28 protein-coding genes, 2 tRNA genes and 2 pseudogenes are annotated in these 25,606 nt (G+C 65.3%); 7 read left to right on the top strand and 25 right to left on the bottom strand.

Going from position 1 to position 25,606, the window contains the following annotated elements:
• Positions 1-46 precede the first annotated feature (46 nt).
• Positions 47-625, top strand: a complete 579-nt coding sequence (locus tag ABIF91_RS19825; protein ID WP_028176523.1) for a hypothetical protein — start codon at positions 47-49, stop codon at positions 623-625.
• Positions 626-628: 3 nt separating this feature from the next.
• Here ABIF91_RS19825 and ABIF91_RS19820 read toward each other — a convergent pair whose 3' ends face one another.
• Together ABIF91_RS19820 and ABIF91_RS19815 are read right to left on the bottom strand one after the other, a co-directional pair.
• The gene (locus ABIF91_RS19820; RefSeq protein WP_080659851.1) at positions 629-2,206 is read right to left on the bottom strand and encodes an oleate hydratase; all 1,578 of its coding nucleotides are present in this window, start codon (positions 2,204-2,206) and stop codon (positions 629-631) included.
• Between the two features lie 76 nt (positions 2,207-2,282).
• Positions 2,283-4,109, bottom strand: coding sequence for an AMP-dependent synthetase/ligase (locus ABIF91_RS19815; RefSeq protein ID WP_028176525.1), 1,827 nt, complete (start codon positions 4,107-4,109; stop codon positions 2,283-2,285).
• A 111-nt stretch (positions 4,110-4,220) separates the two neighbouring features.
• Here ABIF91_RS19815 and ABIF91_RS19810 point away from each other — a divergent pair, with 111 nt between their 5' ends.
• From ABIF91_RS19810 to ABIF91_RS19800, 3 genes are all read left to right on the top strand, one after another.
• Positions 4,221-4,568, top strand: a complete 348-nt coding sequence (locus ABIF91_RS19810; RefSeq protein ID WP_028176526.1) for a DUF3088 domain-containing protein — start codon at positions 4,221-4,223, stop codon at positions 4,566-4,568.
• Between the two features lie 176 nt (positions 4,569-4,744).
• Entirely contained in the window at positions 4,745-5,314 is a 570-nt protein-coding gene (locus ABIF91_RS19805; RefSeq protein ID WP_028176527.1) for a cysteine hydrolase family protein, read from the top strand.
• A 155-nt stretch (positions 5,315-5,469) separates the two neighbouring features.
• Positions 5,470-5,784, top strand: coding sequence for a hypothetical protein (locus tag ABIF91_RS19800; protein WP_028176528.1), 315 nt, complete (start codon positions 5,470-5,472; stop codon positions 5,782-5,784).
• 33 nt (positions 5,785-5,817) lie between these two features.
• On the opposite strand, the gene ABIF91_RS19795 is transcribed toward ABIF91_RS19800, so the two are convergent.
• The 15 genes and pseudogenes from ABIF91_RS19795 to ABIF91_RS19725 all read right to left on the bottom strand — a co-directional run bounded on the left by ABIF91_RS19795 (position 5,818) and on the right by ABIF91_RS19725 (position 17,103).
• On the bottom strand, positions 5,818-7,089 hold the full coding sequence (locus ABIF91_RS19795) for a flavin monoamine oxidase family protein (RefSeq protein ID WP_028176529.1): 1,272 nt from the start codon (positions 7,087-7,089) through the stop codon (positions 5,818-5,820).
• 7 nt (positions 7,090-7,096) lie between these two features.
• Positions 7,097-7,804, bottom strand: coding sequence for a RibD family protein (locus ABIF91_RS19790; RefSeq protein ID WP_028176530.1), 708 nt, complete (start codon positions 7,802-7,804; stop codon positions 7,097-7,099).
• Between the two features lie 19 nt (positions 7,805-7,823).
• Positions 7,824-8,501, bottom strand: coding sequence for an FABP family protein (locus ABIF91_RS19785; RefSeq protein ID WP_035669277.1), 678 nt, complete (start codon positions 8,499-8,501; stop codon positions 7,824-7,826).
• Between the two features lie 169 nt (positions 8,502-8,670).
• Entirely contained in the window at positions 8,671-8,919 is a 249-nt protein-coding gene (locus tag ABIF91_RS19780) for a hypothetical protein (protein ID WP_028176532.1), read from the bottom strand.
• A gap of 359 nt (positions 8,920-9,278) precedes the next feature.
• On the bottom strand, positions 9,279-10,013 hold the full coding sequence (locus ABIF91_RS19775; RefSeq protein ID WP_347335848.1) for a DUF2182 domain-containing protein: 735 nt from the start codon (positions 10,011-10,013) through the stop codon (positions 9,279-9,281).
• A gap of 169 nt (positions 10,014-10,182) precedes the next feature.
• The gene (locus tag ABIF91_RS19770; RefSeq protein ID WP_028176534.1) at positions 10,183-10,815 is read right to left on the bottom strand and encodes a DUF1326 domain-containing protein; all 633 of its coding nucleotides are present in this window, start codon (positions 10,813-10,815) and stop codon (positions 10,183-10,185) included.
• Positions 10,816-11,065: 250 nt separating this feature from the next.
• A tRNA-Phe gene (locus ABIF91_RS19765) sits at positions 11,066-11,141 on the bottom strand.
• A gap of 186 nt (positions 11,142-11,327) precedes the next feature.
• On the bottom strand, positions 11,328-11,510 hold the full coding sequence (yacG, locus tag ABIF91_RS19760; RefSeq protein ID WP_028176535.1) for a DNA gyrase inhibitor YacG: 183 nt from the start codon (positions 11,508-11,510) through the stop codon (positions 11,328-11,330).
• Between the two features lie 166 nt (positions 11,511-11,676).
• The gene (locus ABIF91_RS19755) at positions 11,677-12,306 is read right to left on the bottom strand and encodes a Maf-like protein (RefSeq protein WP_028176536.1); all 630 of its coding nucleotides are present in this window, start codon (positions 12,304-12,306) and stop codon (positions 11,677-11,679) included.
• Between the two features lie 231 nt (positions 12,307-12,537).
• On the bottom strand, positions 12,538-13,005 hold the full coding sequence (locus ABIF91_RS19750; protein WP_028176537.1) for a low molecular weight phosphatase family protein: 468 nt from the start codon (positions 13,003-13,005) through the stop codon (positions 12,538-12,540).
• Between the two features lie 6 nt (positions 13,006-13,011).
• A pseudogene (locus ABIF91_RS19745) lies at positions 13,012-13,513 on the bottom strand (UPF0262 family protein).
• Positions 13,510-14,805 (bottom strand): histidinol dehydrogenase, encoded by a 1,296-nt coding sequence (gene hisD, locus ABIF91_RS19740; protein WP_028176539.1) that lies wholly within the window; start codon positions 14,803-14,805, stop codon positions 13,510-13,512. Before hisD ends, ABIF91_RS19745 begins: the two are co-directional and overlap by 4 nt.
• Before the next feature lie 147 nt (positions 14,806-14,952).
• Positions 14,953-15,396: a DUF2948 family protein gene (locus ABIF91_RS19735; RefSeq protein ID WP_028176540.1), complete on the bottom strand. Its 444-nt coding sequence runs from the start codon at positions 15,394-15,396 to the stop codon at positions 14,953-14,955.
• 82 nt (positions 15,397-15,478) lie between these two features.
• Positions 15,479-16,138 carry an NAD-dependent epimerase/dehydratase family protein gene (locus ABIF91_RS19730; protein ID WP_028176541.1) on the bottom strand — a complete coding sequence of 220 codons (660 nt, stop codon included), beginning with the start codon at positions 16,136-16,138 and terminating at the stop codon, positions 15,479-15,481.
• A gap of 26 nt (positions 16,139-16,164) precedes the next feature.
• A complete protein-coding gene (locus ABIF91_RS19725) occupies positions 16,165-17,103 on the bottom strand; it encodes an SDR family oxidoreductase (protein ID WP_028176542.1) in 939 nt (312 codons plus the stop codon).
• A 24-nt stretch (positions 17,104-17,127) separates the two neighbouring features.
• Between ABIF91_RS19725 and ABIF91_RS19720 the strand changes: the two are divergent.
• Positions 17,128-17,367, top strand: a pseudogene (locus tag ABIF91_RS19720) (hypothetical protein); the annotation flags it as partial.
• 510 nt (positions 17,368-17,877) lie between these two features.
• Here the strand turns inward: ABIF91_RS19720 and ABIF91_RS19715 are convergent.
• The 5 genes from ABIF91_RS19715 to ABIF91_RS19695 form a co-directional block, all read right to left on the bottom strand.
• Positions 17,878-18,702: an alpha/beta fold hydrolase gene (locus tag ABIF91_RS19715; RefSeq protein ID WP_035669270.1), complete on the bottom strand. Its 825-nt coding sequence runs from the start codon at positions 18,700-18,702 to the stop codon at positions 17,878-17,880.
• A 163-nt stretch (positions 18,703-18,865) separates the two neighbouring features.
• The gene (locus ABIF91_RS19710) at positions 18,866-19,375 is read right to left on the bottom strand and encodes a hypothetical protein (RefSeq protein WP_028176543.1); all 510 of its coding nucleotides are present in this window, start codon (positions 19,373-19,375) and stop codon (positions 18,866-18,868) included.
• 191 nt (positions 19,376-19,566) lie between these two features.
• Positions 19,567-19,875 carry an EthD family reductase gene (locus tag ABIF91_RS19705; RefSeq protein WP_028176544.1) on the bottom strand — a complete coding sequence of 103 codons (309 nt, stop codon included), beginning with the start codon at positions 19,873-19,875 and terminating at the stop codon, positions 19,567-19,569.
• Positions 19,876-19,999: 124 nt separating this feature from the next.
• Positions 20,000-21,706, bottom strand: coding sequence for an FAD-dependent oxidoreductase (locus tag ABIF91_RS19700; RefSeq protein ID WP_028176545.1), 1,707 nt, complete (start codon positions 21,704-21,706; stop codon positions 20,000-20,002).
• 39 nt (positions 21,707-21,745) lie between these two features.
• A complete protein-coding gene (locus ABIF91_RS19695) occupies positions 21,746-21,934 on the bottom strand; it encodes a hypothetical protein (RefSeq protein ID WP_028176546.1) in 189 nt (62 codons plus the stop codon).
• Between the two features lie 316 nt (positions 21,935-22,250).
• Between ABIF91_RS19695 and ABIF91_RS19690 the strand changes: the two genes are divergently transcribed.
• Positions 22,251-22,325, top strand: a tRNA-Thr gene (locus ABIF91_RS19690).
• 77 nt (positions 22,326-22,402) lie between these two features.
• Positions 22,403-22,753, top strand: coding sequence for a RidA family protein (locus tag ABIF91_RS19685; protein ID WP_035669267.1), 351 nt, complete (start codon positions 22,403-22,405; stop codon positions 22,751-22,753).
• Positions 22,754-23,815: 1,062 nt separating this feature from the next.
• Here the strand turns inward: ABIF91_RS19685 and ABIF91_RS19680 are convergent.
• From ABIF91_RS19680 to ABIF91_RS19670, 3 genes are all read right to left on the bottom strand, one after another.
• A complete protein-coding gene (locus ABIF91_RS19680) occupies positions 23,816-24,310 on the bottom strand; it encodes a Crp/Fnr family transcriptional regulator (RefSeq protein WP_424579318.1) in 495 nt (164 codons plus the stop codon).
• Positions 24,311-24,437: 127 nt separating this feature from the next.
• Entirely contained in the window at positions 24,438-25,067 is a 630-nt protein-coding gene (locus ABIF91_RS19675; protein WP_028176549.1) for a ferric reductase-like transmembrane domain-containing protein, read from the bottom strand.
• A 12-nt stretch (positions 25,068-25,079) separates the two neighbouring features.
• The gene (locus ABIF91_RS19670; protein ID WP_028176550.1) at positions 25,080-25,583 is read right to left on the bottom strand and encodes a twin-arginine translocation pathway signal; all 504 of its coding nucleotides are present in this window, start codon (positions 25,581-25,583) and stop codon (positions 25,080-25,082) included.
• Positions 25,584-25,606: the final 23 nt, after the last annotated feature.

Here is a 25,606-nt window from a genome sequence, read left to right as displayed (position 1 = left end):
ACGGACATTGTCCGCCGTCACGGCCCCCTGGCACACGAGTCCGACGATGCGCCTCTGCCGACCGGTCCTCGCCGCCCTGATCGTGGTCTTGGCAAGTCCTTGTTTTGCCGAGACTTCTGGACCCATTCCGGTCAACAATCCGCAGCCGCAGCAGAACGCCTTCATCGACCTCCTGGCGCTGATCTCCGGCCACTGCAAGACGTTCAAGGTCGCAGGCCGCACCTATGCTTGCAAGACGGTGGCCTACGCCCATGGCGACAAGGGCCGGGTCAATTTCGCGGTCGCTGTCGACAATCCCTCCGATGACAGCCACGTCGTGTCGTTTTCCGGGGAGAACGGCAAGCGCGCCGACGACAATTCCTACGAGCTGCCGATCGACCGCATGCTGCTGAACTCAAAGGACCGCCCCAAGGTCGACGGCCTGCCGGTGCCGGCCGAGCAGACCTCCACCGGTGTCTGCCGCCAGACCGGCAATTTCGCCGCCCGGAAGGTGAACGACGTCACCTGCTCGGCGACCGACAACCAGGGCCGGAAATACGAGCTCTTGTTCGTCTCCGACGGCACGCCGGTCAGCGTGCGCCGCATCCGCCAGTCGGCGCCGTCGATCCAGGACCCGTTCAAGTAGCCATCACGCGAACGCCTTTTCCAGCGTCGCGAAGATCACGGCGAGCGACTTGTCGTGCCGCGTCACCGGCGGCACCGGGCGATCGATCTTCATGAGCCGATAGACCGCCATCTGCGCCGCACGCACCGAATATTCGACGGTGAACACGACGTCATCGGGGATTTCGACGAACTGGCTGACGAAGGCGAGATTGACGGAATTTTCGGGCACCGGCAGCGGCCGGTCGGCCGCCTTGCGCGGCATGAACATGCTGGTGATGTAGGGCATGCGGCAGGGAATGCAGATCGCATCCTCGAACACGGGGGGATCGAAGTTCAGGTGACCGCAGAGCTCCGTCAGGATGTCGGCGCCGCCGCAATCCGACATCGGCTTTGCCACGAAATTGCCGATGCGGTCGGGATGCAGCGCATAACCCCAGAACACCTGCACGTTCTTCGGCTGGCCCGTGAAATGCGGCTGGTGATAGAGCACGACCGACATCAGCCAGTTGGAGTCCTTGAACGTGACGAGACCGCCGGTGCCGGCCCTGTTGCCCGAGAACGCTTCCATCCGGTCGAAGAACCGTGGATCGCGGCAGGTGACGGTGAAGGACAGCCAGTAGGATTCGGGGATCGAGCTGTTGAACGCGGACGGATTGCCGAATTCGGGACGTCCTTGCGCGATCGTCTCCCACAGCGCCCAGCCCTGACTATCGGCCTTGGTCAGGCGCGGCGGCGGCTCGGTCATCGTGCCCAGGCTCGAAGCGTCTGTCATCGAGCCGTTCTGGAAGAAAACGAGATCGCCGTCTTCGAGCCGGACGTTGGCGGTGCGGCTGTCGCGGTCGAGCGTGAGCTGACTCACGCGCAAGCGCGCGCCGTCGGCCTCGAACGCCATGTCGGTGACGCGCGTGCCGCGCACGAACTGCACGCCCTGGCGCTTGAGCCAGTCGGCGAGCGGCCGCACGATCGCGTCATACTGATTGTAGACGGTGCGCTTGACGCCGCTGAGCGTCTCGATGCGCGGAAACTCGCTCATGAAGCGGTGCAGATAGCGCTTCAGCTCGACCGCGCTGTGCCAGGGCTGGAAGGCGAAGGTGGTCTGCCACATGTACCAGAAATTGGACTCGAAGAATCCGGGCGACAGCCAGTCGGTGATGCGGCTATTGCCGAGCGTCTCCTCCGAAGCTTCGGTGAGCCGCAGCAGCTCGATCCGGTCGCGCGCGGAAAAGCCCATGTGCGAGACGTCGACCTTGAAGCGGTTGCGGTCGACCAGACGCGCGCGGGAATGCGCCGGATTTTCTTCGTTGAAGGCGATGGTCTCGTCGCGAACGCTGAGGCCGGGATGTTCGAGCGAGGGAATGCTCGAGAGCAGATCCCAAGTGCATTCGTAATGGTCGGTGGTGAGCATGCGCCCGCCGCGCAGCGAATAGGCGCCGTTCGCGAGCTGCGCGCCGTCGAGGCTGCCGCCGACCAGCGGCTGCGTCTCGTAGATCACGATGTCGCGCCCCGGCAGCTGCGCATCGCGAACGAGGAACGCCGCGCCTGCGAGCGATCCAATGCCACCGCCGATGAAATACGCCTTCATGATCTGCCTCGATTGCATTTCGAATGTCGCGGCCACATTGCATCGGGCGGCGGCGGCCGAAGTTGCGCTGGATCAAGGGCGGCCGGAGGCGAAATCACGTCGACGTTATCGGCGCCGGCTTCTTGGCGTAGATCTGCTCGATCTCGGCGGCGAAGCGGCGCTCGAGCGCGGGGCGCTTGTTCTTCAGCGTCGGCGTGAGCAGGCCGCCGGCAATCGTCCATGGATCCAGGGTCCACCAGACCGCGCGCGGCGTCGCGTAGGACGGGTAGGCCTTCACGGCCGCCGCTATTCTGGCCAGCAGCGCGGCCCGTTCCGCCGCGGCGCCTTGCTTGCCGCTCGCCGCGAGCCTTTCTTTCTCTTGCACCCAGGCCTTTGCATTCAGCACGACCAGCGCGGCGAGGAACGGCCGCTGTTCGCCGATCACCAGTGCCTGCTCGAACAGGGGATCGGCGAGGATCGCGGTCTCCAGATCCACCGGCGCGATCTTCTCGCCGGTTGAAGTGACCAGGATGTCCTTGATGCGGCCGGTGATGGTGATACGCCCGTTCTCGATGCGAGCCTGATCGCCGGTGTGCAGCCAGCCGTCGGCCTGCTTGACCCTGCGCGTTTCCTCCGGCTTGTGCCAGTAGCCGAGCATCACGCTCGGCCCGCGAACGAGCAGCTCGTCGAGCTCGCCGAGCCTGACCTCCAGCCCGTCCAGGACGCGGCCGACCGAGGATGGATCGTTGTCGTCCGGCGTATTGACGGAAACGACCGGCGAGGTCTCGGTCATGCCATAGCCCTGAAGGACGTCGAGCCCGAGCGCGAGAAACAGGCGGATGACCGGCTCGGCAATCGGAGCGCCGCCGGAGACCGCAACGCGCAGGCGCCCGCCGAACTGGGCCAACACCTTATCGGCGACGAAACGCTTCAGGAGCGGCCAGGCGAGCCGGTCGAACAGCGTCGGCGAGCCGCGACCCTGCCGCGCATCGAAGCGCCGGCCTCCGACAACAAGCGCAAGATCGAGCAGCGCGCGTTCTGCGCCACCGGCCGCCGCGCGATGTTGCATGATGAGGGCGTAGATGCGCTCATAGATGCGCGGCACCGAGACCAGCACCGTCGGCCGTACGATTCTCAGGTCTTCCCCAAGCTGCGAAACCGAGCGCGCATAGGCGACGCAGGCCCCAACCGCGATCGGATAATAATAGCCGCCGGTACGCTCGAAGGTATGCGAGAGCGGCAGAAAGGACAAGAAGACGTCGTTCGGCACGGCCGCGATGCGCCGCGCGACGGCCTTCACGTTGGCGACGATGTTGCCATGCGACAGCATCACGCCCTTGGGCCGGCCGGTCGTGCCCGAAGTGTAGACGATGGCGGCAAGGTCGCCCGGCTCGACCGCGACGTCAGCCAGCGGCGCGCTAGCGCTTCGAGGCTCTGCAAGCCAGCGATCGAGCGCGACGATACGGGCATCGGCAGCAGTGAGCCCCGCCGCATCCGCGCAGACGATGCGCTTGAGATGGTCGAGGGGCTGGCCAGTGGCGGTGATCGCCTGCCAGCGCGACAGCGTATCCACGAACAGCAGCAGCGCACCGGAATCGGCGAGGATGTAGGCGATGCTGTCCGGGTTGTCGACGGCATGCATCGGCACCGGCACGAGCCCACGCGACAGCGCCGCCTGGTCCATCGCGACATGCGCAATGCCGTTCGGCATCAGGATGGCGACGCGCTCGCCGGCCGAGAAGCCCTCCGCAGCCAGCGCCCGCCGCCAGCGCTCGAATTCTGCATCGATTTCCTGCCAGGACTGACTGACCCAGCGTCCGGCAGCGCCGTCAAAATGGCGATAGGCCTCCGCCGCCGGCGTCGTACGGACGCGCCAGCGCAGGAGCTCCGGCAGTGTCGTCACGTCGGCGAGTGACTGCGGTTGACTGATCGGCCCCGGCATGGCGTCCTTTCTTGACCCTATCGATCCCCAACCATTTGGGGCCTCGACACTAGGCCGGCCAGACCGTGCCGCCTTGATCCTCAGCAAGGCGGCCATGCTTCGGAGCGACCCATGACGCGCGACCGCCTGTTTCTGCTGCGTCCCGGTTTCGAGGATCCGGCCTTTCCGGGTCACCGGTTCTATTGCTGGCATTGCGCGCTGATCGAGGGCGTGCTGGCCTCGTTTCCGGCGCTCGCCGAAAAGCTCGACGTCGAGCGGATCCCCTGGCCACGTCCGCGGCAAGCCGTGATCGCGCTGGTCGGCGAGGAGAACCAATCGCTGCCGCTGCTCGTGCTCGCGACTGGAGCGACTTCGCCGCACCAGACTGGCAGCCATCATGGCCGCGCCTTCATCGCCGACAAGGACGCGATCCTCGCCGCGCTCTCCGAGCGCCACGGCTTTCCCGATCCGCATCCATAGAAAGAATTCCCGCGGCCCGCGTAGCCCTATTCTGATGTCGCGGCTCTGCAGGCGCACCTTCGAGCTGCGCTGCGTCCGGGGCACGGAAACTGTCGCGAAACGAGGGAAGATCGGCATTGCGCTTCCCTGATCGGCTCGCATATTCGCTTCAACGGCCCCGCACGAAAGCTCCGATCATGACCGCCTCCCTCCCCGCCCTCATCGTCGTCGACGTCCAGCGCGCATTCGACGAATGGGAGGCGGCGGGCAAGCGACGCAACAATCCGGATGCGGTGGCGCGCATCGTCGATCTGCTGAAGGCCTTCAGGACGAATCGCGCGCCGATCTTCCACATCCGCCACGAAGGCACGAAGCCGAATTCGTCGTTTCTGCCATCGCGTTCCGGCTACGCGGTCAAGGACGAGGCGCGCGAGCAGGACGGCGAGCCCGTGATCGTCAAGCGCGTCAACAGCGCCTTCATCGGCACGGAGCTCGAGACGCGCCTGCGCGCAAGCAACATCGCCAGGCTTGTCATCTGCGGCGCCACCACGAATCATTGCGTCGAAACGACGACACGGATGGCGGGCAATCTCGGCTTCGATGCATACCTGGTGCGCGATGCGACCTGGACGTTCGACCGCATCGGACCCGACGGCGAGGCGCATTCCGCCGAGGAAATCCACGCAATGACGCTGTCGAATCTCAACGGCGAATTCGCGCGTATCGTCACGACGGACGAGGTCGTCGCATCATTCGCGGCGAAGTGATGGCGACGGCGCGCCGGTGATGCGACAATACATCACGACACACGATCATCCGCGTGACGTCGCACATCGCGCGCTGCGTCGTTTCGACGCCCGCACTGGCTGGAACGCAGCCGGCACCCATGTGTTGTCACACGACATTCAACTGGAGTGACGACATGAAGTATCTCATTGCCGCGATCGCCCTCGGTGCTGCGGCGTTCGCCGGCGGATCGGCGGCCAACGCGGCAGGCGGCGGAAGCGCCAAGCAGACCGCGCAGGATAGCCAGTCCACCGACATCAGCGCGCACCGCAGGCACCATCGCTGGCACGGTCACAATCATCATTGGCGGCATCATCACGGCCATTACCGGCCCCATTACAGAAGCTACGGTTACTATCCGCGGCACCAAGGCTATTACGGCGGCGGACCGTACGGCTATTACGGCGGCGGCCCCGGCGTGACGTTCAGCTTCGGCGGCGGACGCTGGTAAGACAAAAGGCCCGCAGAGATGCGGGCCTTTCCGTTATCCCTGCAAGATCCTCTCCGCCGTCTCCAGCCCACTCGCGAGCGCTGCCTCGACCGTGCCCATATCGCGGCCGCGATAGAGCGCTTCACCCGAAAACAGCACGCGCCCGTCGGCACGTGCGAGGATCGCTTGTGCCTCCCGCGTCCGCGGCGTCGCCCACGAATAGGCGCCGCGCGCGAATCGATCATGCGCCCAGTTGATCGCCGCCGCCGCCACGAGCTCGCGCGTGATGTCATCGCGCGGCAGGCCGAACACGGCGGCGAGCGAGCCGAGCCCGGCATCGACCAGTCCTTGCGGATCGAGGCTTTCCAGCTCCGCCGTGCGCGGGCCGCCAAACCAGCCCGTGAGCACGGGGCGCGGGTCCGGATACCGCGTCCACCACACCGGGATCGCCTGGTCGGACAAGAGGAAGGTCATGTCCGCGAGATTTTCCTTGCGCTCGCGCCACCATGGCCGCGCGAAGCGCAGAAGGATCTTGATGACGTTGCCGAAGCCGATGTCGTCGGCAGCGGCAAGCTTCGCGCGCGCCTCCCCCGGCAACGCGATCTCGCGCAGCAGCGGCAGCGGCACGGTGAGGATCGCGCGATCACAGGAGTGCACATCACCGCCAGCGCAGCGAACGGCCACCGCGCCGCCCTCCTCCGCGAGGGCCGACACGACACAGCCGAGGCGGATGGTCGCGCCGTGCCTGCGGCAGTCGGCCGCCAGCGCATCGATCATGGCGCCGTATCCGCCGTCGATCCGCGCCTGCTGAGCGTGTCCGCCATCCATCCATTCCGCGCGCAACGCCAGCGTGGACGCGCGCTCGGGGTCGGCCGCATCGTAACCCTCGACCATTCGTTCGATCGAATGGCGCATCGGCGCATAGTCGTCCCCGGCAAAATGCCGGCGCAGGAAATCGGCGACCACGAGATCGTCCTTCAAGCCCCGCAGTGTGGCTTGAAGCTCCGCCTCATGGAGATCGCGGCGATCCTCGCGCGCGAGCCTCGTCCCGTCAAAGCTCCACTGCTCGCCTTCGATCTCCTGAAGGGACAGCCCGGCATCGCGCAGGAGTGCGCGCGTGACCGGCGCCTCGCCATGAACGAATTCAGCGCCGCCATCGGCGGGATAGCCGAACTCCGAGGCCGGCAGCGGATGAATGCGGCCGCCACAGCGCTGGCGTGCCTCCAGGATCGTCACCTTCCGGCCGGCACGCGCCAACTCGCGCGCCGCCATCAGGCCGGCCGCGCCGGCGCCGACAATGACGATGTGCTCGGATGGATCGGACATGCCGCGCTTACCGGCTCGCTGCCTGAGGATCGTTCTTGATCAGATATCGCAGCAGCAGGACGCCGCCGCCGAGCTCGCGCGTGCTCTCCAGCGTCATCGCGGTGATCGGCGCACGCCGGTCGCTGTCCGTCTCTGGCGAATCGAACACGAAGGGTGCGCCTTTTGCGCCGTCGATTGCCGGGCTGAGGATCAGATTGAATTCGTCGATGAGACCGGCGCGCAGGAACGCGCCGTTGGCGACGCCGCCGCCCTCCACCAGCAGACGCTTCACGCCCAGCTCGCGGGCGAGGATGTCCAGCGTCAGCCCAAGGTCGATCTCGGACTTGCCGGCAAAGATGTAGGACACGCCCTCGCCGCGAAGGCCGGCGAGATGCGAATCCGGCACACGCTCGGTCAGCACGACGACGATCGGGTCGCCGCCAATGTCCGAGCGCCCCCAGCCGATCTTGCCCTGTGCATCGAGCACCACGCCATAGGTCTTCGCATCGCGCCGCGCAAACCAGCTTTCGCGCGGGAATGTCGCGTCCGTTGCGGGATAGGGCTTGCCCTTGGCGAACTCCGCCCCGGTGACGCGGCCGATCACCCAGGCATCGCCGCCGAGTTCGTCATGGATCTTCTCGAACCAATCCGTGCCTGCCCCCTTCGGACGCCAGCGGCTCGGATGCGTGCGGCCGTCCAGGCTGGAGTGCATCAGACAGATGACATAGGGCTTCATGCAATTCTCCGGATAGCGCTCAGGCGAGGGATCCACCGCCGGCTGCTGCATTCTCCTTGGCGCGATCGTTGACGATCAGCGCCAGCGGATTGAGCTTTGGCGGCGCGACGAGCTGGAGCGTGTTGGTGTCGCGATGATTGAACGGCGCGCCGCGCACGAACAACTCGGTCTGGATCAGATAGGTCCAGCTGCCGTTGTCGTTGAAGGTGATGTCGCAGCGGTAGGCATCGGTGCGGAAAGCCTGTTCCAGGAAGTCGGTCGAGCAGATCCCGTAAGCGGTATCGCCGCGTTTGGCGGTGACCGTGATCGTCCTGTCATCCGGCCCGGCCTTGCCCGAGGCCAGCAGCACCTGCCCGCGCGGGATCGCCAGCGTCTGCATGATCAGCCCGGTCGCCGGCTCCCACAGCCAATAGCCGACCTGGTCGTGGAAGGTGATATCTTCCTCGGGCGTGTTGATGTGGATGTGATAGCGCAGACCGTACAGCAGCTGCGGCCCGTTGGCCTGCGGATCGATCGGGTCCATGCGGATGCGCTCGATGAAGGTTCGCCGCTCCGGCCCTTCCGCCTTCGGATTGACGTCGATGCCTTTGTCCGCCTGCCAAGTGCCGGCCAGCCGCCGCAGCGGGCCAAGATTGGCAAGGCCGTCGGGCGAGACGTCCTCGGGCTCGGTGAAGATATCGGCGGGAATGGGGAGCATGGAGGCCTCGCGGGATTGCAGAGGCCAGCAATATCACAGCCAGGCGCGGCGTGAATTCAACTCATGCCCCGACAAGCGCCGGGGGCATTCGAGCCATGCGACGATGCTCGTTGCATCCCGTGCGCCGACGGCCCGCGGCGTGGCGCGGCCGCCGGCCCCGATACTGCTCTCAAGCCGCTTCCGACATTGATTTCGCGCGCTGCTCGAGCACGCCGATCGTCGACACCAGGTTGTCGCGTCGTGTGCGCAGGTTGAGCGCGAGCAGCGGATAGGTCGGCTGGTTCACGTCGAACACCCTGGCCCGAGCTTCCTCCTCGAGGATGTCGGTGTTCAGGAGCCGAACGCGCCACCACAAATCGGCGATCAATGCATCGAGCCGGAGTTCACCGGCAGCACCAGAACGGGACATTTTCTGCATCACTTGCCTCAACCTGAAACGGCCTACTTGCCGAGACCTTGGCTTGGCTCCTGACTGAGCAAGCGGAGTGCCAGGATGGGGGGATACGATCCGGCTCGGGAACGAGCTCCGCGCGGCGCGGTGCTTCGGCTATCAGCGGACAGCCGAACGCAAACGAGGGCTGAAACGCACGGATTTCAGCCGTCTCTCGGCTTCTACGAAGACTTGCGAAGTCCGGGAGACAAGTTGATGGCGCCCCGAAGGGTGGCAATCGCATTCACAGGCAGGACAACCTTAAGCTCCGGTTGGGCAAGGCTTAGTCGTTCGGCTTTTCGGCATATTGGGAGGCGGTATCCGAGCAGTCCCGGCAGTTTCGGGCCTCACACCGCGCGCGCAATAATGATCGCCCCGGACAGGATGAGGATCCCGCCTGCTGCATAGCTCAATCTTCGGCCGAACGGCAGCAGCTTCTCGCCGGCGACATAGAGCATGAGGCCGATGATCCAGACCAGGTTCATCACGCCGCCGACAAACAGCAAGGCCATCAGAAACCAACAGCAGCCGACGCAGTAGCTGCCGTGGCGCAGCCCCATGCGGAATGCCCCGCGCGTGCCGGGCCGCCAATGCCGGCTGAGAAACAACAGCGGGCTCTCGCAGTACCGCAGGCAGGCGCGCTTGAGCGGCGTGAACTGGTAAAGCCCCGCGGCTAGCAAGATGACGCCGCCCAGAACCGCGCTGGTGCTTGCCATTGCCATCGACAGGAGGCCGAGGCGTTCGAGTGCCCATTGTGCCAGGACGGCAGCGAGACTGAACCCAGCCCATGTCACGAGGTATCCGGCGAGAAAGATCCAGGCATCGATTGCTGCGCGGGATGCAGTCTCGTCCTTGTGCCTGATCGTCGCATACAACAGGACCGTAGGCCCCGCGCTCGGCGCCATCATCGCGATCATCATCACCCACCACATCGCGAACAGCAGCACGGCAGAGCGTAGCGTCCACGGCATCGGGGCCATGTCCGGCATCTCGGCCATCATGTCGGTGTCCATGCCCGCGCCGCCCGCGAGATAGGCCCAGGCAAGCGCCGCCACGGCGGCGGTCCCGATCGCGACGATCAAGCGATCGCGGTGGAGCAGATGTTCCAGTATCGCACGCCCGTGCATAGGTTAATCCGCCAGCGCAGTGACGAATCGGGGGAGCCGAACCTTCATCCGTCGACGCGCGTGTCGCGCTCCCCGGAAGATGACGAGCTGACACCGAAGCTGCGGCCCCGATGTCGGCGCCGCATCACGCCGCGACGCCCTCGGGCGTCTGCACGACATTGGCGAGCGAACTGTGCGTGCCCCGTGTCTCGAACGTGATCGCGCCGGTCGAGCGGATGTTGGCGGACGCGATCTCGGCAGCCCTGTGCTCGAAGCCCTCGGGCATGACCACTTGAACTCGATGTGGCGCACCGGTCACGGGATTCTTGATCGGCTCCACCTCGGTCTCGAGCACCTCGCCGGCGACGAGTTTTGCGACACGACCATCCCTGTCGAAGGAAAATTCGAACGGCGCGAAGATCGGATCGTGAATGGTCGTCACGATCAGGCTGAAGATGTGGAACAGCGTGCCCTCGGCCGAATGCTTGCCCGACAGAATGTTGAACAGCGCCTGTCGCTGCTCCGGTGTGGCGCGTTCGTCGACGATGGGCTGCATCTTGCCGTTGCCTTGATGCAGCGCGCCGGGGAAATCCACCACGACCGCAAAACAAAGGCCATCGAGCTTGACGCCCTCAAAATGCCCCGTCGTGATCCGCATGCCGACCATGCCTTTGCAATAGCCGAGGGTCGGTAGAGCGTTGAAATCGCAGGGGCAGCCAAACGCGCAATTGCAGTTCTTCATCCATTCGCCTTCGAGACGCCAGTCCGATGCAGCCATGGCACATCTCCAAATGTGAGCGGGGACGCGGCAGCCGTTGACGAATTTGTTCAGCGTTCTTGTCGAGGCAATGCGAAAGGGCGCGAGCGGGATCGAGGTCTGATCAGAAGGCCGGCATCGCAGAAAAGTTGGTGGCAAGCTGCCGTTTACCGTCCAATGGCGAGGATCATATCAGCGACAGCCGGGCTCGTATAGCGAAGGAGGGTGGTGGCTCGGGACCAGCCACATCTCGCAGATGTCGTCAGGGGAATGGTGCCCAGGGGCGGAATCGAACCACCGACACTGCGATTTTCAGTCGCATGCTCTACCAACTGAGCTACCTGGGCGTGCTCCAAGAGAGGGGCCAAAGCCCATCGAGCGGGCGGTTTATAGTGGGCTCGGGGCGGCCTGTCCACCCACGCTTCACCTTTGGCTTCGCGGGGCTCGGCCCGGCTGTGCACAAGATGCGGCCGTCCTGCCATCGCCTGCGCGCGGCGCGGCGTCCATATCGGTAATTAATTGATATTACTTAGTTATTCAACGTCATCCGCTTCGTCGTCGCGGCCGGGGATGACGTAGGAGCCTTTCAGCCAGCGGTTCAGATCGACGTCGCGGCAGCGCGAGGAGCAGAACGGGCGGGTGGCCTGCGCCTGCGGCTTGCCGCAGATCGGGCAGGTCTTGAGCGGGCCGGCTTGCTTTTTGACTTCGTCGTCCATGATGTCGGCGGCAGCTTACACGCGGTGAAGTTCAAGCGCCTGTCGGCAGCCGGGTTCCCTGGACGGCAACAGATGCGGTCCGCCTGTGTCCGGAGCGACGATGCTGCTTTGCATGGGCTTGTCTTCGCGATTCTTGCTGGGGCGCCCACCGGCGCGGCTGCTGCATTCACACCGCGGTGGTGTTGAGCCAGCCGAAACGGATCGGAAAACCTTCGCCGCCGAGCAGCGTCGTGGTCTCGTACAGCGGCAAGCCGACGACGTTGGTGTAGGACCCCACCATCTTCACCACGAAGGAGCCGGCGATGCCCTGCACGGCGTAGCCGCCGGCTTTTCCGCGCCATTCGCCTGAACCGATATAGGCCTGGATGTCCTCCTCCGACAGACGCTTGAAGCGCACGCGGGTCTCGACCAGGCGCTGGCGGAACGCCTCGCGCGGCGTGACGAGGCAGATCGCGGTGTAGACGCGGTGGTTGCGGCCCGACAGCAGCCGCAGGCATTGCGCGGCTTCGTCGACCAGATTGGCCTTGGGAAGGATGCGCCGACCGACCGCCACCACGGTGTCCGCGGCGAGGATGAAGGCGCCGCGCAGCTCATCGTCCAGCTGCACCGATTTCAGCGCCGCATCGGCCTTGGCCCGGGCGAGGCGGTTGGCGCAGGCGCGCGGCAGCTCGCCCCGCTTGGGCGTCTCGTCGACATCGGCCGGCCGGAGCGCGTCGGGCTCGATGCCGGCCTGGTTGAGCAGCGACAGGCGACGCGGCGAACCGGAGGCAAGTACGAATTTGGGGCGGCCGAGCATCAGGTGATTTGCGGGATGAAGCGGAGGGGTGAATTGCGCGTGGAACCTATCGGAAGGGGGCTGATTTCACAACCGGGAACCGGAGGTTTGGTGATTCGAGGTGTCCGACATGCCTGTGCCTGCGCTCTGTGACGCGGGTGTTACGGAAGGTCCCGGACCCGGCGCGGCATGAGATGGGCCCTCGGCTCTGCAGCACATCGTTGCACGCTACGCTGCGCGGGAGGCACGAGATCACCCGGAGGCCGCGCCCGACTTGGCGAAGCGCCGGCGGATGCGCATCAAGAGCTGATCGCAGACCTCGCGGTAGGCAGCGAGCTTCTGGTCGCGGCTGCCTTCGGTGATGGTGGGATCCTGCGTCGGCCAGTATTCGACCTCGGCCGCGAGTGTCCGCGTCAGCTCCAGCGCCTTGTGATGCGCCTCGGGCGAGAGCGTGATGATGAGGTCGAAATTCAGCCCCTCCCAGTCCTCCAGCTCCTCGAAGGTCTGGGGCTTGTGGGCCGAGATGTCCTGGCCGAGCTCGGCCATCACGGCGACCGCGAATGGATCGAGCTCACCCTTCCGGGTACCGGCCGACTTCACGTAGAGGCCCTGCGGAAACATGTGCAGCAACAGGCTCTCGGCCATCGGCGAGCGTACGCTGTTCATCGCACAGGCGAACAGCACCGATTGCGGATCGCGTGCGCGTGGGGGCGCAGCCATCCGCGTTTAGCCTTTCCAATGAAGGACAGTAATGAGCGTGAACAGGCGGCGCGAGGTCTCGAAGTCGACCCGCACCTTGCCCTTCAGTCGCTCCTGGAGCGTGCGCGATCCCTCGTCGTGAATGCCGCGGCGGCCCATGTCGATCGCCTCGATCTTGTCGGGGGTCGCTGTGCGGATCGCCTGGTAGTAGCTGTCGCAGATCATGAAATAGTCCTTCACGATCCGCCGGAACGGCGTCAGCGACAGCAGATGCGCGACGACAGGCGTGCCGTCCTCACGGCGGATGTCGAACATCAATCGGTTGCCGGTGATGCCGATATGCAGCGTGAACGGGCCCTTCCCCTCCGCGCCCTCGGGCGCGAACAAATTCTGCTCGATCAGATCGTAGATCGCGATCGCCCGCTCATGCTCGATCGATATCCGGCCCGGAACGGCCGATCGACTCCTCATCGAGCGTGATCGCAACGATGCGATTGGTCGAGTCGTCCTGTTCGGGCGGCTTTGTCATGACAGATTGAGGCGCAATCCAATCGAACGCGAATGGGCGTCCAGCCCCTCCGCCTTGCCCAGCGTCATCGCGGCCGGACCCAGCGCACGCAATTGATCGGGTCCGCATTTCAGGATCGAGGTGCGCTTGATGAAGTCGTGCACCGAGAGCCCCGAGGAAAATCGCGCCGAGCGCGCCGTCGGCAGCACGTGATTGGAGCCGCCGACATAGTCGCCGATCGCCTCGGGCGTATGGGGCCCAAGGAACACCGCGCCGGCATTGCGGATCTTTGCGGCGAGCGCGTCGGGATCTGTGGTCATGATCTCGAGATGCTCGGCAGCGATGGCGTCTGCGAGCGGGATCGCCTCGGCAAGGTTCTTCACCATGATGATGGCGCCGAAATCGGCCCAGGAGCTGCCTGCGATCGCCGCGCGCGGCAGCGTCTTCAACTGCGCCTCGACCGCCTTTGCGACGTCGGCGGCAAGGCGTGCCGAGTCCGTTATCAGGATCGACTGCGCGCTGGCATCGTGCTCGGCCTGCGCCAATAGGTCGGCGGCGATCCAGTCGGCGTTGCCGGTATCGTCGGCAATCACCAGCACCTCCGAGGGGCCGGCGATCATGTCGATACCGACCTTCCCGAACACCAGCCGCTTTGCGGCGGCGACATAGGCGTTGCCGGGGCCGACGATCTTTGCGACCGGCGCGATCGTCGCGGTGCCGTGCGCGAGCGCGGCAACGGCCTGCGCGCCACCGACACGGTAGATCTCTGTGACGCCGCCGAGATGCGCGGCCGCCAGCACCAGCGGATTGAGCTTGCCGTCCGGCGAAGGCACCACCATCACGAGGCGCGAAACGCCGGCGACTTTCGCGGGCACTGCGTTCATCAGCACCGAGGACGGATAGGCCGCGGTGCCGCCGGGCACGTAGAGGCCGACGGATTCGATCGCGGTGTAGCGCCAGCCGAGCTCGACGCCGAGCGGGTCGGTGAAGCGCTCGTCCTTTGGAAGCTGACGGCGGTGATAGGTCTCGATGCGGTCCCGCGCGAGCTTGAGTGCATCCAGCGTCGCGGCATCGCAGGCCTTCTCTGCGGCTTCGATCTCGGCGGCGGAGACGCGCAAGGAGGATGCATCCAGCGTCAGCCGGTCGAACTTTGCCGTGGCTTCGAGCAGGGCGGCATCGCCGCGCCTGGCCACGTCGTCGACGATCGCGCGCGCGGCGGCCTCGACATCGGCCGAAGCCTCGCGCTTGGCGGCGAGGAAGGCGGCGAATCGCTGGTCAAAATCGGCGCTGCTGCGGTCGAGGCGAACGGGCATGTTTCGCTTGGCTTCTGGCTGGTATTTTGGGGGCGGATCGGCGCACCGGGTCCCCTGCTCAATGGCGCGGCGGGGAAGCTGCGTCAACCCTCGGCAGATGCCGTTCCGGCGAGGGCCTCAGCCCATTCGACTGGTATACCGGCCACTTTACCCCTCCCCCTCGATCCCCGTTCCCAGCGCGTCGTCCCCGAGGTCGGTCAGCTCGCATTCCAGGCACTCGACATCGAGGCGGATGGCGCCGCCCTGGGCGAACAGAAGCAGGGCGCTGCCGCCGGGCTCCTCGTGGCGCCCGTCCTGGGAGTGAAATTCAATGCCGACGAGGTCCAGCACCTTGTCCGGCGCGGCGAGATCGATGTTGCGCGACTTGCAGGCGAGCACACGGTCGAAACGGAGCGCGGCGACCAGCCGGCGTGGTTCGGCCTCGCCCTCCAATGTCTGCTCCCAGTCCAGCCGGCTCATTCCGACCACGAGCCGCTTCTCGCCCTGCCGCCAGATGATGTCGGAGGTCTGGACTCGGGCGTCCTGGACATGGGTCGAGATCACGGCGAGGTCGTCGGCGTCGAGCGCGATCAGTTTGAGCTGGGGCGACATTTCCGACGCTTCTCCATTGGAGGGGTCAGGGCTCAACGCGCGCGGGCCCCGAAATTTCCGCGCAAACTAACCGGCCGGCAGGTTAGAGGCTATTGATATCCTCCATCTCTAGCACCCTGCGCGGATACCCCTCCCGGGCAACGCGGATCATGGCGCGGCCGATCTGCTCGGTCGAGGTCACGAGCCGCGGCGAAATCCGGCGCAGCACCGACCAGAGCGGCCCGCTCACGGCATAGACAGCCTGCACCCAGGGAGTCTTGGACCGGGCGCCGTGCAGGGGCTGGATCGCGCCGGGCCGAAACATGTAGGCGGCCTTGAACGGCAGCCTGAGAAGATCATTCTCGGTCTTGCCCTTGATCCGCGCCCACATCCGCCGGCCCCGCTCGGTGGAATCGGTGCCGGCGCCGGTGACATAGGTGAAGACCATCTGCGGATTGAGGCGCGCCAGCGTCGTCGCGGCAGCGAGCGTGAGATCATAGGTGAGGTGGCGATAGCGCTGCTCGCTCATGCCGATTGAGGAGACGCCGAGGCAGAAGAAGCAGGCGTCGTATCCGGTGAGCTGGGCTTCGATCGCTGAATAATTCAGAAAATCCTCGTGGATGATCTCGGTGAGCTTGGCGTTGCGCACGCCGGTCGGGCTGCGGCCGACCACGAGCACGCGGTCGATGCCGGGATCGACCAGGCATTCGCGCAAAACGCCCTGCCCGACCATGCCGGTCGCGCCGAAGATGATGACCTTCATCGGAATGTCTCCAGCAGCCTCGCGGCTCATGCGGCGGCCGCGATCTCGTCGAAGGATACGCCGGTCAGCGCTGCCGAAGCATCCCACAGCCTGGCAGCGGCAGCGAGATCCTTCGCCTGCGGCATGATCCTCGCCGGCCCAGGAGGTCCCTTCAATTCGTAGAAGCCGTTTGGACCGTAATAGCCGCCGGGCTCGGCGTCCGGGGAGGTCGCCGCAAACAGCGTGGGCAGCGCGCCTTCGGCTGCGGACTGGCTGATCAACGGCCGCAACAGTCGGTCAAGCCGCCCCTGGACTGTGTCGGTGCCCGGCCCGTTGGTGATGAGGTCGGTCCGCGCATAGCCGGGATGGGCGGCAACGCTCGTCAGGCCCCAGCCGGCGGCGAGGCTGCGGCGTTGCAGCTCCAGCGCAAACATCAGCATCGCCAGCTTGGATTGGCGGTAGGCGCGCCAGGGACGATAGGAATGCTTGCTGTGCAGATCGTCGAAATTGATCGCACCGGAGCGGTGGGCAAGGCTCGAGAGATTGACGATGCGAGGCGCCTTGGCACGGCGAAGCTGCGGCAACAACCGCGCCGTCAGGGTGTAGTGACCGAGATAGTTGGTGCCGAGCTGCATCTCGAAACCATCCTCCGTCTGCTGCCGCTTCGGCAGCGCCATCACGCCGGCATTGTTGACGAGGAGATCGAGCCGTTCGTTCTCGGCGGCAAAGCGCCCGGCGAAATCGGCGATGGAGGCAAGGCTTGCGAGGTCGAGATGCTCATAGGCGATCAGGGCGTCGGGAAACCGCTCGCAAATGCCTTCGATCGCCCGCAGGCCCTTCGCGTCGTCGCGTCCGGTGAGTATGACGATGGCACCGGCCCCCGCGAGCGCCATCGCCGTCTCGTAACCGAGGCCGCCCGTCGCCCCCGTCACGACGACGGTCTTGCCGCGGAGTGAGGGGATGTCTGCCGTGGTCCAGTCGGTCATGCCAGGTCTCCGCGGCTTTCAGGGATGGAAAAGGCCCGCGACCGGTCTAAATGTGCACTGAGTGCAAGTTTGCAAGAGGTGAAACGATTTGAAGGCTTCGAAGCTCGCCGGGAAAGGCGTCAAGTCATTGTCCGCAGGGGAGAAATCTCCGTCCGCAACCGGCCTGCGCCAGCGCAAGCGGCAGTGACCCGCGAGCGGCTGGGCCGCGCGGCGATGACCTTACTCCTGGAGCGCGGCTTCGAGACCACCACCATCGACGACATCGCGGCGGCAGCGGACGTGTCGCGGCGCGGCTTCTTCCATTATTTCGCGTCGCGATGTCGCGGCTCAAGCGCGACAATCCCGCACTACTGGCGCGCGACCAGCTCAAATACGAAAAGATCGAGCGCGCGCTGCCGACAGCCTGGCACAGCGCGCCCGCACCAAGTCGGACCGACAGAAGGCGCGGCTCGTCGCCATGATCGCCACCGGCGTCATGCGCGTCGGCGGCAAGAGCTGGATCGGCGAAGGCGCGCGGGAGAAGCCGGAAGCTTTCGTCAAGCGCACCTTCGATGTGATCAGGGCGATCTTGAAGTGAGATGGCAAACCCTCCCCTGGAGGGGGAGGGTCGGCTCACATGGAGCGCAGCGAAATGTGAGACGGGGTGGGGTGACAGTCCCTCCACGGAAGCACTGCCCGATTGGAGAGATCACCCCACCCCGCTCGCGCTGCGCGCGATCGACCACGGGCGAGCTACGCTCGTCCCGGACCCCTCCTGGGGAGGGTAAGCGTCACTCACTCCCTGAAGAACGCCAGGAGATCGGCGTTGATGGTTTCCGCGTGCGTGGTCGGCATGCCGTGCGGAAAGCCCTTGTAGGTCTTCAGGATGCCCTTCTTGAGCAGCTTGGCCGAGAGCGGCGCGGAATCGGCGTAAGGCACGATCTGGTCGTCGTCGCCGTGCATCACCAGCACCGGCACGTTGATCTTCTTGAGGTCCTCGGTGAAATCGGTTTGCGAGAACGCGACGATGCCGTCGTAATGGGCCTTGGCGCCACCCATCATGCCCTGGCGCCACCAGTTCTGGATCACCGCTTCCGACGGCTTTGCGCCGGGGCGGTTGTAGCCGTAGAACGGGCCGGCGGGGAGGTCGCGGTAGAATTGCGTGCGGCTGGCGGCGAGCTGCTTCTGGAGATCGTCGAACACGCTCTTCGGCAGGCCGCCGGGATTGGCTGCGGTCTGCACCATCAGCGGCGGCACGGCAGAGAGGATCGCGGCTTTCGCCACCCGGCTCTCGCCGTGGCGCGCGATGTAGTGCACGACCTCGCCGCCGCCGGTGGAATGGCCGACATGAATGGCGTTCTTGAGGTCGAGATGGGCGGTGAGCGCGGCGAGATCGTCGGCATAGTGATCCATGTCGTGGCCGTCGGCGACCTGCGCCGAGCGGCCGTGGCCGCGGCGGTCATGGGCGACGACGCGGTAGCCGCGCGTCACGAAGTACAGCATCTGCGCGTCCCAGTCGTCCGCCGACAGCGGCCAGCCATGGCTGAACACGATCGGCTGGCCAGAGCCCCAATCCTTGTAGAAAATCTCGACGCCGTCTTTGGTGGTGATGGTGGGCATTGCAGGGCTCCTGTAGTGAGGGAGTCATTCCGGGGCACGCGACGCGTGAACCCGGAATCTGGAGATTGTCAAATCGAGATTCTCGGGTGCGCGATTGCGCACCAGAGTTCATCGCTGCGCGAGGCCCCGGAATGACGCATGAATGCGTCGCGCGTGCGAACGGTCAGGCGAACGCCATCGGTCGGAAGCGGCGCCAGGCGCCGATGGTCAGCACCACGAAGAACACCAGCACGATGCCCTGCACCACGGCGAACACCGGACCGGACGGCGGCGCCGGCGGCACGGCCGGTGCGAGCGCGGCGAGCGCCGGCACCTTCAGGAACGACTGGATGACCAGCACGAAGACGTTGAAATAGAGCGAGATCATCGCGGTCACGATATAGACCGGGCGCCAGACTCCGGCGAGTTTCATGCCGTACAGCGCGACGCAGGCGACCGCGAGCAGCACCAGCGAGATGATGCCGATGATGTGCGAGGGCAGTAGCTCCTTGAACGGGAACAGGAAACCGGTGGCGCTGGTGAGGATCGTGGTCAGCAGGAAGATCGCGGTGAGGGCCGGCATCGGCTTCGAGCCGAGCAGGCCGAACATCACGACGAGGCCGGCGACGATGGCGATCAGGCTGATGATGACATGGATCAGCGTAAGGGCGTGCAGACTCAACCCAAGGACCATGACATCTCTCCTATTCTCCGCGTTGAGATGATGAGAGTAGTATTACGGTCCTCATGGGATTGCCACCTGCGTTGTCGTCACATGCAAAGACGCGGCCATGCGTCATCGTGCGAATCGACAAACGCGTGGCCGATTTTTTTGCGTCGCCGTCACGAAGGACGGCCGTTTTCGACGAAAGTCGAATCGATCCTTCACACTTCCTTGGTGTCGAAGATCAGGAGGTCGGCACCGCCGCTGGCGAATTTGGGCACGTCGGCGCCGGTCGCCTTGCCTTCGGGGCTGGCGAATGCCACCTGAATGTCGGCCACGCTGTCGAAGGTGAGGATGGCGACGAGATGGATTCCGGAAGGACCTGCGGGAGATGCGACCGGCCCCTTGCTGACAGCGTATTTCTTCAGGCCGGGAAGTTTCTTGGCGAGCGGAATGTGCGTCTCGGCATAGTACTTGTCGAAGGCGGCAGCGTCCTTGGGTGTCTTGTACAGCACGACGATTTCAGCCATTTGGTCCTCCCTTGGGAATCGTTGTTTTTCTACGCGCGGTTGGTCCCGCGACGAGCGATAGTCTGTGGGACACAGCAAGATGGCAAGCCGGATTTGGCTTGCCATCTCCTTGTCTTCTGCTTGCCTAAAGCGCCGGTTTTGCGACGTCGCCGAGATAGCCGTGCAGGGACGCCACGACCTGCGCGCCCTCGCCGATGGCGCCGCCGACGCGCTTGACCGAGCCGGAGCGGACGTCGCCGACGGCGTAGACGCCGGGCACGGAGGTTTCCAGCGGCGCCACCAGCTTGCCCTGGTTCTGCTCGGACTGCGCACCTGTCACGACGAAGCCGCCGCGATCGAGCGTCACACCGCAGCCGTCGAGCCAGGAGGTGGCGGGATCGGCGCCGACGAACAGGAAGAGATTGCGGATGTCGGCGAAATCCTCGTCGTCCGACAACCGGCTCTTCCAGCGGATGCGCCGCAGCAGCGCGGCCTCGTCGCCCTCGAGCGCGGTGATCTCGGTGTTGAACATCAATTCGATGTTCGGCGTCGCTTCGATGCGCTCGATGAGATAGCGCGACATGCTGGCGCCCAAGCCGCCGCCGCGGATGATCATCAGCACGCGTCTGGCGTGGCCCGACAGGAACACGGCGGCCTGCCCTGCCGAATTGCCGGCACCGACGAGAGCCACCTCCTCGCCGGCGCAGAGCCGCGCCTCGACCGGAGAGGCCCAGTACCAGACGCCGCGTCCCTCGAACTTGTCGAGGTTCTCGATCTCCGGCCGGCGATAGCGCGCGCCGCTCGCGACCACCACCGCGCGCGAGCGCAAGGGATCGCAGCCCTCGAGCGCCACCGAAAATGCGCCATTATCGCGCGTGCAGTCGAGCGACTTCACCGTCACCGGAATCATGATGTCGGCGCCGAACTTCTGCGCCTGGGTGAAGGCACGCGCGGTCAGGGCCTGGCCCGAGATGCCGGTCGGGAAGCCCAGATAGTTCTCGATGCGCGCGCTGGCGCCGGCCTGACCACCGAAGGCGCGGGTGTCGAGCACGGCGACCGACAGCCCTTCGGACGCGGCATACACGGCGGTGGCGAGCCCTGCGGGTCCGCAGCCGACGACCGCAACGTCGTAGATGCGGTCGCCCTTCGCGCCGCCGATCATGCCGATGGCGCGCGCGAGCTCGGTCTCGTTCGGGTTGCGCAGCACCGCGCCATCGGCGGTGACGACCAACGGCCAGTCTTCGGGCTTCGGCGAATACCGCGCGATCAGTTCGGCCGCATCGCAATCGCGATCGGGATCGAGCAGATGATGCGGCTGGCCGTTGCGGGTGAGGAACCCCTGCAACCGCACCACGCCGGCGGAGTTCGACGGTCCGATCAGCACGGGGCCGCCGGCGCCGCCCTGGATCAGATTGACCCGGCGCAGGATCAGCGCCCGCATGATGCGCTCGCCGAGCTCGGCCTCGGCGACCAGCAGCGCGCGCAGCCGGTCCGGCGGCAGCAGCAGCGTCTCGACATCGCCCTCGGCGCGGCCGTCGACCAGCGCCGGCTGGCCGGAGAGCTGGCTGAGCTCGGCCAGGAATTGCCCCGGCCCCTGGTCGATCACCGGGGTGACGTGACCGAGCCCGTCGCGCTGGGTGATCGCGACAAGGCCCTTCAGCACGACGAACATGCCGGGGCCGGGCTTGCCGGTCTCGAACAGCAACTCGCCATCCACGAACGTGCGGATTTCGCCGAAGTGCCTGATCCGTTCGATCTCGGCCGGTGTCAGCGCCGGAAAGGTCTGCTCGGGGCGAATGAAGCGCGACAGCTGCGCGTCACGGTCGGTTCGTTGCGGTTCGTCCTGCCCCATGGCCACCTCATGCACTCCAAAAATTCCAGCCGCCCGCCTTCAATTACCGGTCTTGCCAGCGGCCCCCTCATTTAGGGAACCATCGTCGTTCTGCGAGGGGTCGGTGCTTGCGGCGCGTTCGCGCGCCTGCAGCTTCCGCCGCTTCAGGTTCTCGCGCAGCGCCGATTTCAGCCGGTCGTCGCGGGACGCCCGCGTCTGGCTCGCGCTCTTGTCGTTCTGGTCGGTCATCAAAGGTCCATTCACGGAAATCGGGGACAGGATGCCATCGAAGTGTGGCAGCTCAAGAGGCCGACGCGATCCGATCGTGCGAAACGCGAAATGGAGCAAGTCCAGCGTTCCGGGCAACTGGCCAGTTGGCCGGGATATCGGGCCCCGAATCGGCGGAAAGTCGATGATTTCCCATCAAATGGGGCATTTTGGCCCCGATATCGGCTCGATTTTCTCGTTTCGGCGGGGCTTGCAAGCTTGCACAGGAGGGGGGCTTGTGGCAGATATCGGCCCGCTTGGTAGGCCCCTCGGGCGCCCGATTCTTTCACCAGCACATGCTGCCGTAGCTCAGTGGTAGAGCACTCCATTGGTAATGGAGAGGTCGACAGTTCAATCCTGTCTGGCAGCACCAGCTTCCCCATTGAAGCGAGCCTTATTGAAACAAGCCTTGCGCCTGGCCAGCGAGCCCGCAACTTCCCGGATGCCATCGTGATCAAACGTTCCCTGCCCTATGAAGGACTGCTCCACGAGATCGTCGAGCATAACGGCGTGCTCTATCTCGGCGGCATCGTCCCTGAAGATGCGGGGCTCGACATGGCGGGCCAGGCCGACGATGTGCTGCGCCAGTTGAAGACCCTGCTTGATGGGGCCGGCTCCGATCTCTCCTGCGTTCTGCAGGTGACGATCTTTGTGGTTGATCTCGCCGACAAGGCGGCGCTCAACCAGGTGTGGAAGCGCTATTTCACCGCGGACCATCTGCCGGCGCGTGCCGCCATCGGCGTTGCGGATCTCGGCCCGGGCGTCAAGCTGGAGCTGACGGCGATCGCCGCCCGCCGCTGATCCGCGAGCGGCACGGGCGAGGCGAGAAAGCTCGGTCATTCCTGTGTTCACACATAACGCAACGTTCTCGCGGCGCGAAGCGTCCGAGTTTTGCTGGTTTCCTTGACCCTCTCCAAGTGAAGAGGGCGCAGGGAAGGCCGGGTGCCGGCTGGCACCCATGATCCGCCGCGCGAAGAATTTGCACACGCAGATGCGCAAGCGGGACAACAGGTGGGCCGGAAAACACCCGGCCTTCCCTGCGCGATGGTTTGACGGCTTATGCGCGCTCTCCCCGGAGCCGAGTTCCTTCTGGCCTCCGTCACCTCGCGAATTGGCGATGTCCCGAGACCCGGTTGAGCCCCGACCCATCTCCGCAAGGCTTGACCGTAGCAACGACGGTCAGGACCACGCGCTTTCGCCGTACGCAGCCGGCCCGGCTTCGCCGGACCTAAGCGCCGTCCGTCCGCACGCAGTCGGGACCTCACGAGATTCATCTCGCCCTGATCCCACCTTCGCGTGCCCGGCGCTGCCGCGTCCACCGCACCCCGGCCCACGTTCGTGACGACGTACGATCGCCCCTCTCCCTGGACCGGGATGGCGGGAGAATGCCGCAAAACCGAATTTCGGTAAAGTGGAATATTTTCGCAAAAAGGGGTTGACGCGATTTTGCGAGAGGGGGGGTGTTTTGCCCGACGGGTCAAAATCGTTGGGATCGATAGCCACTTGCGGTGGCGCTCTTCGCAAAGTGCAGTCACGCTGTCCTTTTGACCCCTAAACTCACGGTGATAATGTCGTAGCCTGCGGTCCGTCCGGGAGGACACCATGGAATGGTTTGACCGGCTGTTTGGAAGGACGTCGTCAGCTCCGACCCGGTTCTTTGCGAGATTCAGGCGGACGTCGAGGGCACCGACTGATCCCGACCTTCTGAAAATCGCCAAAGACCGGAAAGGGCATGTTTCGCGAAGAGCCGTACGAGATGAATATGAGCGGCTGGTCTTGGAGAAGTACGCGCACGATAAGTCGTGATTTCCAAGACCCATCGAGCCTTGCTCAGTGGCGAAACATGATGGTTTCGCAACGGCTCTACACGTCCTGCGCATCATCAATTGAGCCACCTACCTGCAGTGTCGCGAACCGCTCATCCGCCCGTCGCAGCCGTCGGCACAGCTCGCGATTGATGTTCTGCAGGACGATCACATAGGCGCGGATATCGGCCTTGTAGCAAGCGTAGAGCTTCTGGGCCGTCAGCTCGTACAGTTCGGTCGGGCTTTCCGCGACAACCGTGGCGGAGCGGTTCTGCATTTCGATCAGCGTCATCTCGCCGAAGAAATCGCCTGGCTCCAGGCCGGAAAGCGGAATGACGCTGCCCGAACCGACGCGTTTGCTCACCGCCAGCCGACCGGATTTGACGATGAACATCGAGCGTCCTGCCTCTCCCTCCGCGACGACGGTCGCGTTGGCATCGAAGCGGCGCTCGACCAGCATTGAAATCAGGAGGTCGAGGCTCGGCTCCGCGAGACCGCCGAAGAACGGTGTGGCGAGCAGGAAGGCTTTCAGATCGGGATCGCTGGCGGCCATCGCGCAAGGATATGCGCCCTCGCCATCTGCGGCAAGCAGAGGGACACCGGCGCTGGACGCCCCCCAATGAGTGACGCTCAATGTGTTCGATCAAGCAGGTCTGCGACGCGCGGGCAATTCCGCGCGTTTACTGCCGCGCAACACTCTCGCCGCGCAACGTCCGTCGTCTCCAGAGGTCGATCATGACCTTTATGGTTGCCGCTAGGACGAGCGCGCACAGCGCGACCTTCGAGATCGTCTCCATCGTCCCCTCGATCAGCAGGCAATGCACCACGCTGCCTGCGACGATGATGATCGCGAGAGGGATATGGACGATGCGCCAGGTTCGCAGCCGCAGTCCCAACCGCCGGCGCAGCAGCGCCAGAACCGCAACGATGAAGATGGCCCACATCGCGGTCACGCCGAAGGGAGAGAACGGCGTCGGCGATGTGTAGGTCAGGGCATCGATCATGTCGGGCGGGCTGGTGAACCAGAGGCCGGCGACATGAATCACAATCGCCACGGCAAGCGTGCCGCCGATCCAGTGATGGGCGCGCCGTCGGCGATAGGCCGACAGGCCCGGCAGATATCCGCCGATCAGCAGCGGTTGCGCCAGCACGAGGCCGAGGGCGATGATCCCGGCGAAGCCGGCGAGAATGTAGACCGGGCCGCGCCATGCGAGTTGCTCGCTTGCTGCAGCAGCGGCGATCGGCACGCCGATGGCAAGGGCAAGGGCGACCCAGATCAGGACCGCCCGGGCCGATTTCCATCCCCTCATTTGCAGGTCAGCTCAGGCCGGCTGCAGCACGAAGTGCGCCTCGAGGCTGGTTTCCTTGGCGCTCCGCATCACCGGCCGCAGGAACACGGTTTTGAATTCGCCGCTGTCATAGGCGAGGTGGCCATGCGGCTGGCCGAAGATCGGAATGATCTGCGGCATCTCCAGCCGGAACTTGCCGTCCTTGTCGGTGAGCGTGGCGCCATGGCTCTGCGGCTCGTGCTCCTGCCCTTCGACCGTGTGGGCCCAGATCTGGATGCGCTGCCCGGCGAGCGGAGCGCCGTCACCGGCGCGGCGCACGGTGCCGCTCATCCAGAAGCCGCCCTTGCCGATACGCTCCACGATCGCCGCGCCCTTGCGGTAATTGTTCGCCCCGCCCGACATCGACTGGGTCGGTGCGAGGCCGTCCGCGCGCGCCGGCACCAGGAGGCCGGGGAAGGCTGATACCAAGACCCCGGTTGCGAGGACGGTGCCGCCGGCGGCGAAAAGGCTGCGGCGGTCGAGTGCGACGTTGGTCATGTCAGTTCCTCCCGGCAACGGGC

Origin of the sequence: Bradyrhizobium sp. USDA 241 (assembly GCF_049739505.1) — a bacterium.
Taxonomy (GTDB): Bacteria; Pseudomonadota; Alphaproteobacteria; order Rhizobiales; family Xanthobacteraceae; genus Bradyrhizobium; species Bradyrhizobium liaoningense.
Note: the sequence above shows the minus strand (reverse complement) of the source record. Positions and strands in the feature narration are given on the sequence as shown.

Coding starts and splice junctions, on each gene's coding strand:
- ABIF91_RS19825 (WP_028176523.1), top strand. CDS start 47: ATGCGCCTCTGCCGACCGGTCCTCGCCGCCCTGATCGTGGTCTTGGCA.
- ABIF91_RS19820 (WP_080659851.1), bottom strand. CDS start 2,206: ATGCAATCGAGGCAGATCATGAAGGCGTATTTCATCGGCGGTGGCATT.
- ABIF91_RS19815 (WP_028176525.1), bottom strand. CDS start 4,109: ATGCCGGGGCCGATCAGTCAACCGCAGTCACTCGCCGACGTGACGACA.
- ABIF91_RS19810 (WP_028176526.1), top strand. CDS start 4,221: ATGACGCGCGACCGCCTGTTTCTGCTGCGTCCCGGTTTCGAGGATCCG.
- ABIF91_RS19805 (WP_028176527.1), top strand. CDS start 4,745: ATGACCGCCTCCCTCCCCGCCCTCATCGTCGTCGACGTCCAGCGCGCA.
- ABIF91_RS19800 (WP_028176528.1), top strand. CDS start 5,470: ATGAAGTATCTCATTGCCGCGATCGCCCTCGGTGCTGCGGCGTTCGCC.
- ABIF91_RS19795 (WP_028176529.1), bottom strand. CDS start 7,089: ATGTCCGATCCATCCGAGCACATCGTCATTGTCGGCGCCGGCGCGGCC.
- ABIF91_RS19790 (WP_028176530.1), bottom strand. CDS start 7,804: ATGAAGCCCTATGTCATCTGTCTGATGCACTCCAGCCTGGACGGCCGC.
- ABIF91_RS19785 (WP_035669277.1), bottom strand. CDS start 8,501: ATGCTCCCCATTCCCGCCGATATCTTCACCGAGCCCGAGGACGTCTCG.
- ABIF91_RS19780 (WP_028176532.1), bottom strand. CDS start 8,919: ATGCAGAAAATGTCCCGTTCTGGTGCTGCCGGTGAACTCCGGCTCGAT.
- ABIF91_RS19770 (WP_028176534.1), bottom strand. CDS start 10,815: ATGGCTGCATCGGACTGGCGTCTCGAAGGCGAATGGATGAAGAACTGC.
- yacG (WP_028176535.1), bottom strand. CDS start 11,510: ATGGACGACGAAGTCAAAAAGCAAGCCGGCCCGCTCAAGACCTGCCCG.
- ABIF91_RS19755 (WP_028176536.1), bottom strand. CDS start 12,306: ATGCTCGGCCGCCCCAAATTCGTACTTGCCTCCGGTTCGCCGCGTCGC.
- ABIF91_RS19750 (WP_028176537.1), bottom strand. CDS start 13,005: ATGGCTGCGCCCCCACGCGCACGCGATCCGCAATCGGTGCTGTTCGCC.
- hisD (WP_028176539.1), bottom strand. CDS start 14,805: ATGCCCGTTCGCCTCGACCGCAGCAGCGCCGATTTTGACCAGCGATTC.
- ABIF91_RS19735 (WP_028176540.1), bottom strand. CDS start 15,396: ATGTCGCCCCAGCTCAAACTGATCGCGCTCGACGCCGACGACCTCGCC.
- ABIF91_RS19730 (WP_028176541.1), bottom strand. CDS start 16,138: ATGAAGGTCATCATCTTCGGCGCGACCGGCATGGTCGGGCAGGGCGTT.
- ABIF91_RS19725 (WP_028176542.1), bottom strand. CDS start 17,103: ATGACCGACTGGACCACGGCAGACATCCCCTCACTCCGCGGCAAGACC.
- ABIF91_RS19715 (WP_035669270.1), bottom strand. CDS start 18,702: ATGCCCACCATCACCACCAAAGACGGCGTCGAGATTTTCTACAAGGAT.
- ABIF91_RS19710 (WP_028176543.1), bottom strand. CDS start 19,375: ATGGTCCTTGGGTTGAGTCTGCACGCCCTTACGCTGATCCATGTCATC.
- ABIF91_RS19705 (WP_028176544.1), bottom strand. CDS start 19,875: ATGGCTGAAATCGTCGTGCTGTACAAGACACCCAAGGACGCTGCCGCC.
- ABIF91_RS19700 (WP_028176545.1), bottom strand. CDS start 21,706: ATGGGGCAGGACGAACCGCAACGAACCGACCGTGACGCGCAGCTGTCG.
- ABIF91_RS19695 (WP_028176546.1), bottom strand. CDS start 21,934: ATGACCGACCAGAACGACAAGAGCGCGAGCCAGACGCGGGCGTCCCGC.
- ABIF91_RS19680 (WP_424579318.1), bottom strand. CDS start 24,310: ATGGCCGCCAGCGATCCCGATCTGAAAGCCTTCCTGCTCGCCACACCG.
- ABIF91_RS19675 (WP_028176549.1), bottom strand. CDS start 25,067: ATGAGGGGATGGAAATCGGCCCGGGCGGTCCTGATCTGGGTCGCCCTT.
- ABIF91_RS19670 (WP_028176550.1), bottom strand. CDS start 25,583: ATGACCAACGTCGCACTCGACCGCCGCAGCCTTTTCGCCGCCGGCGGC.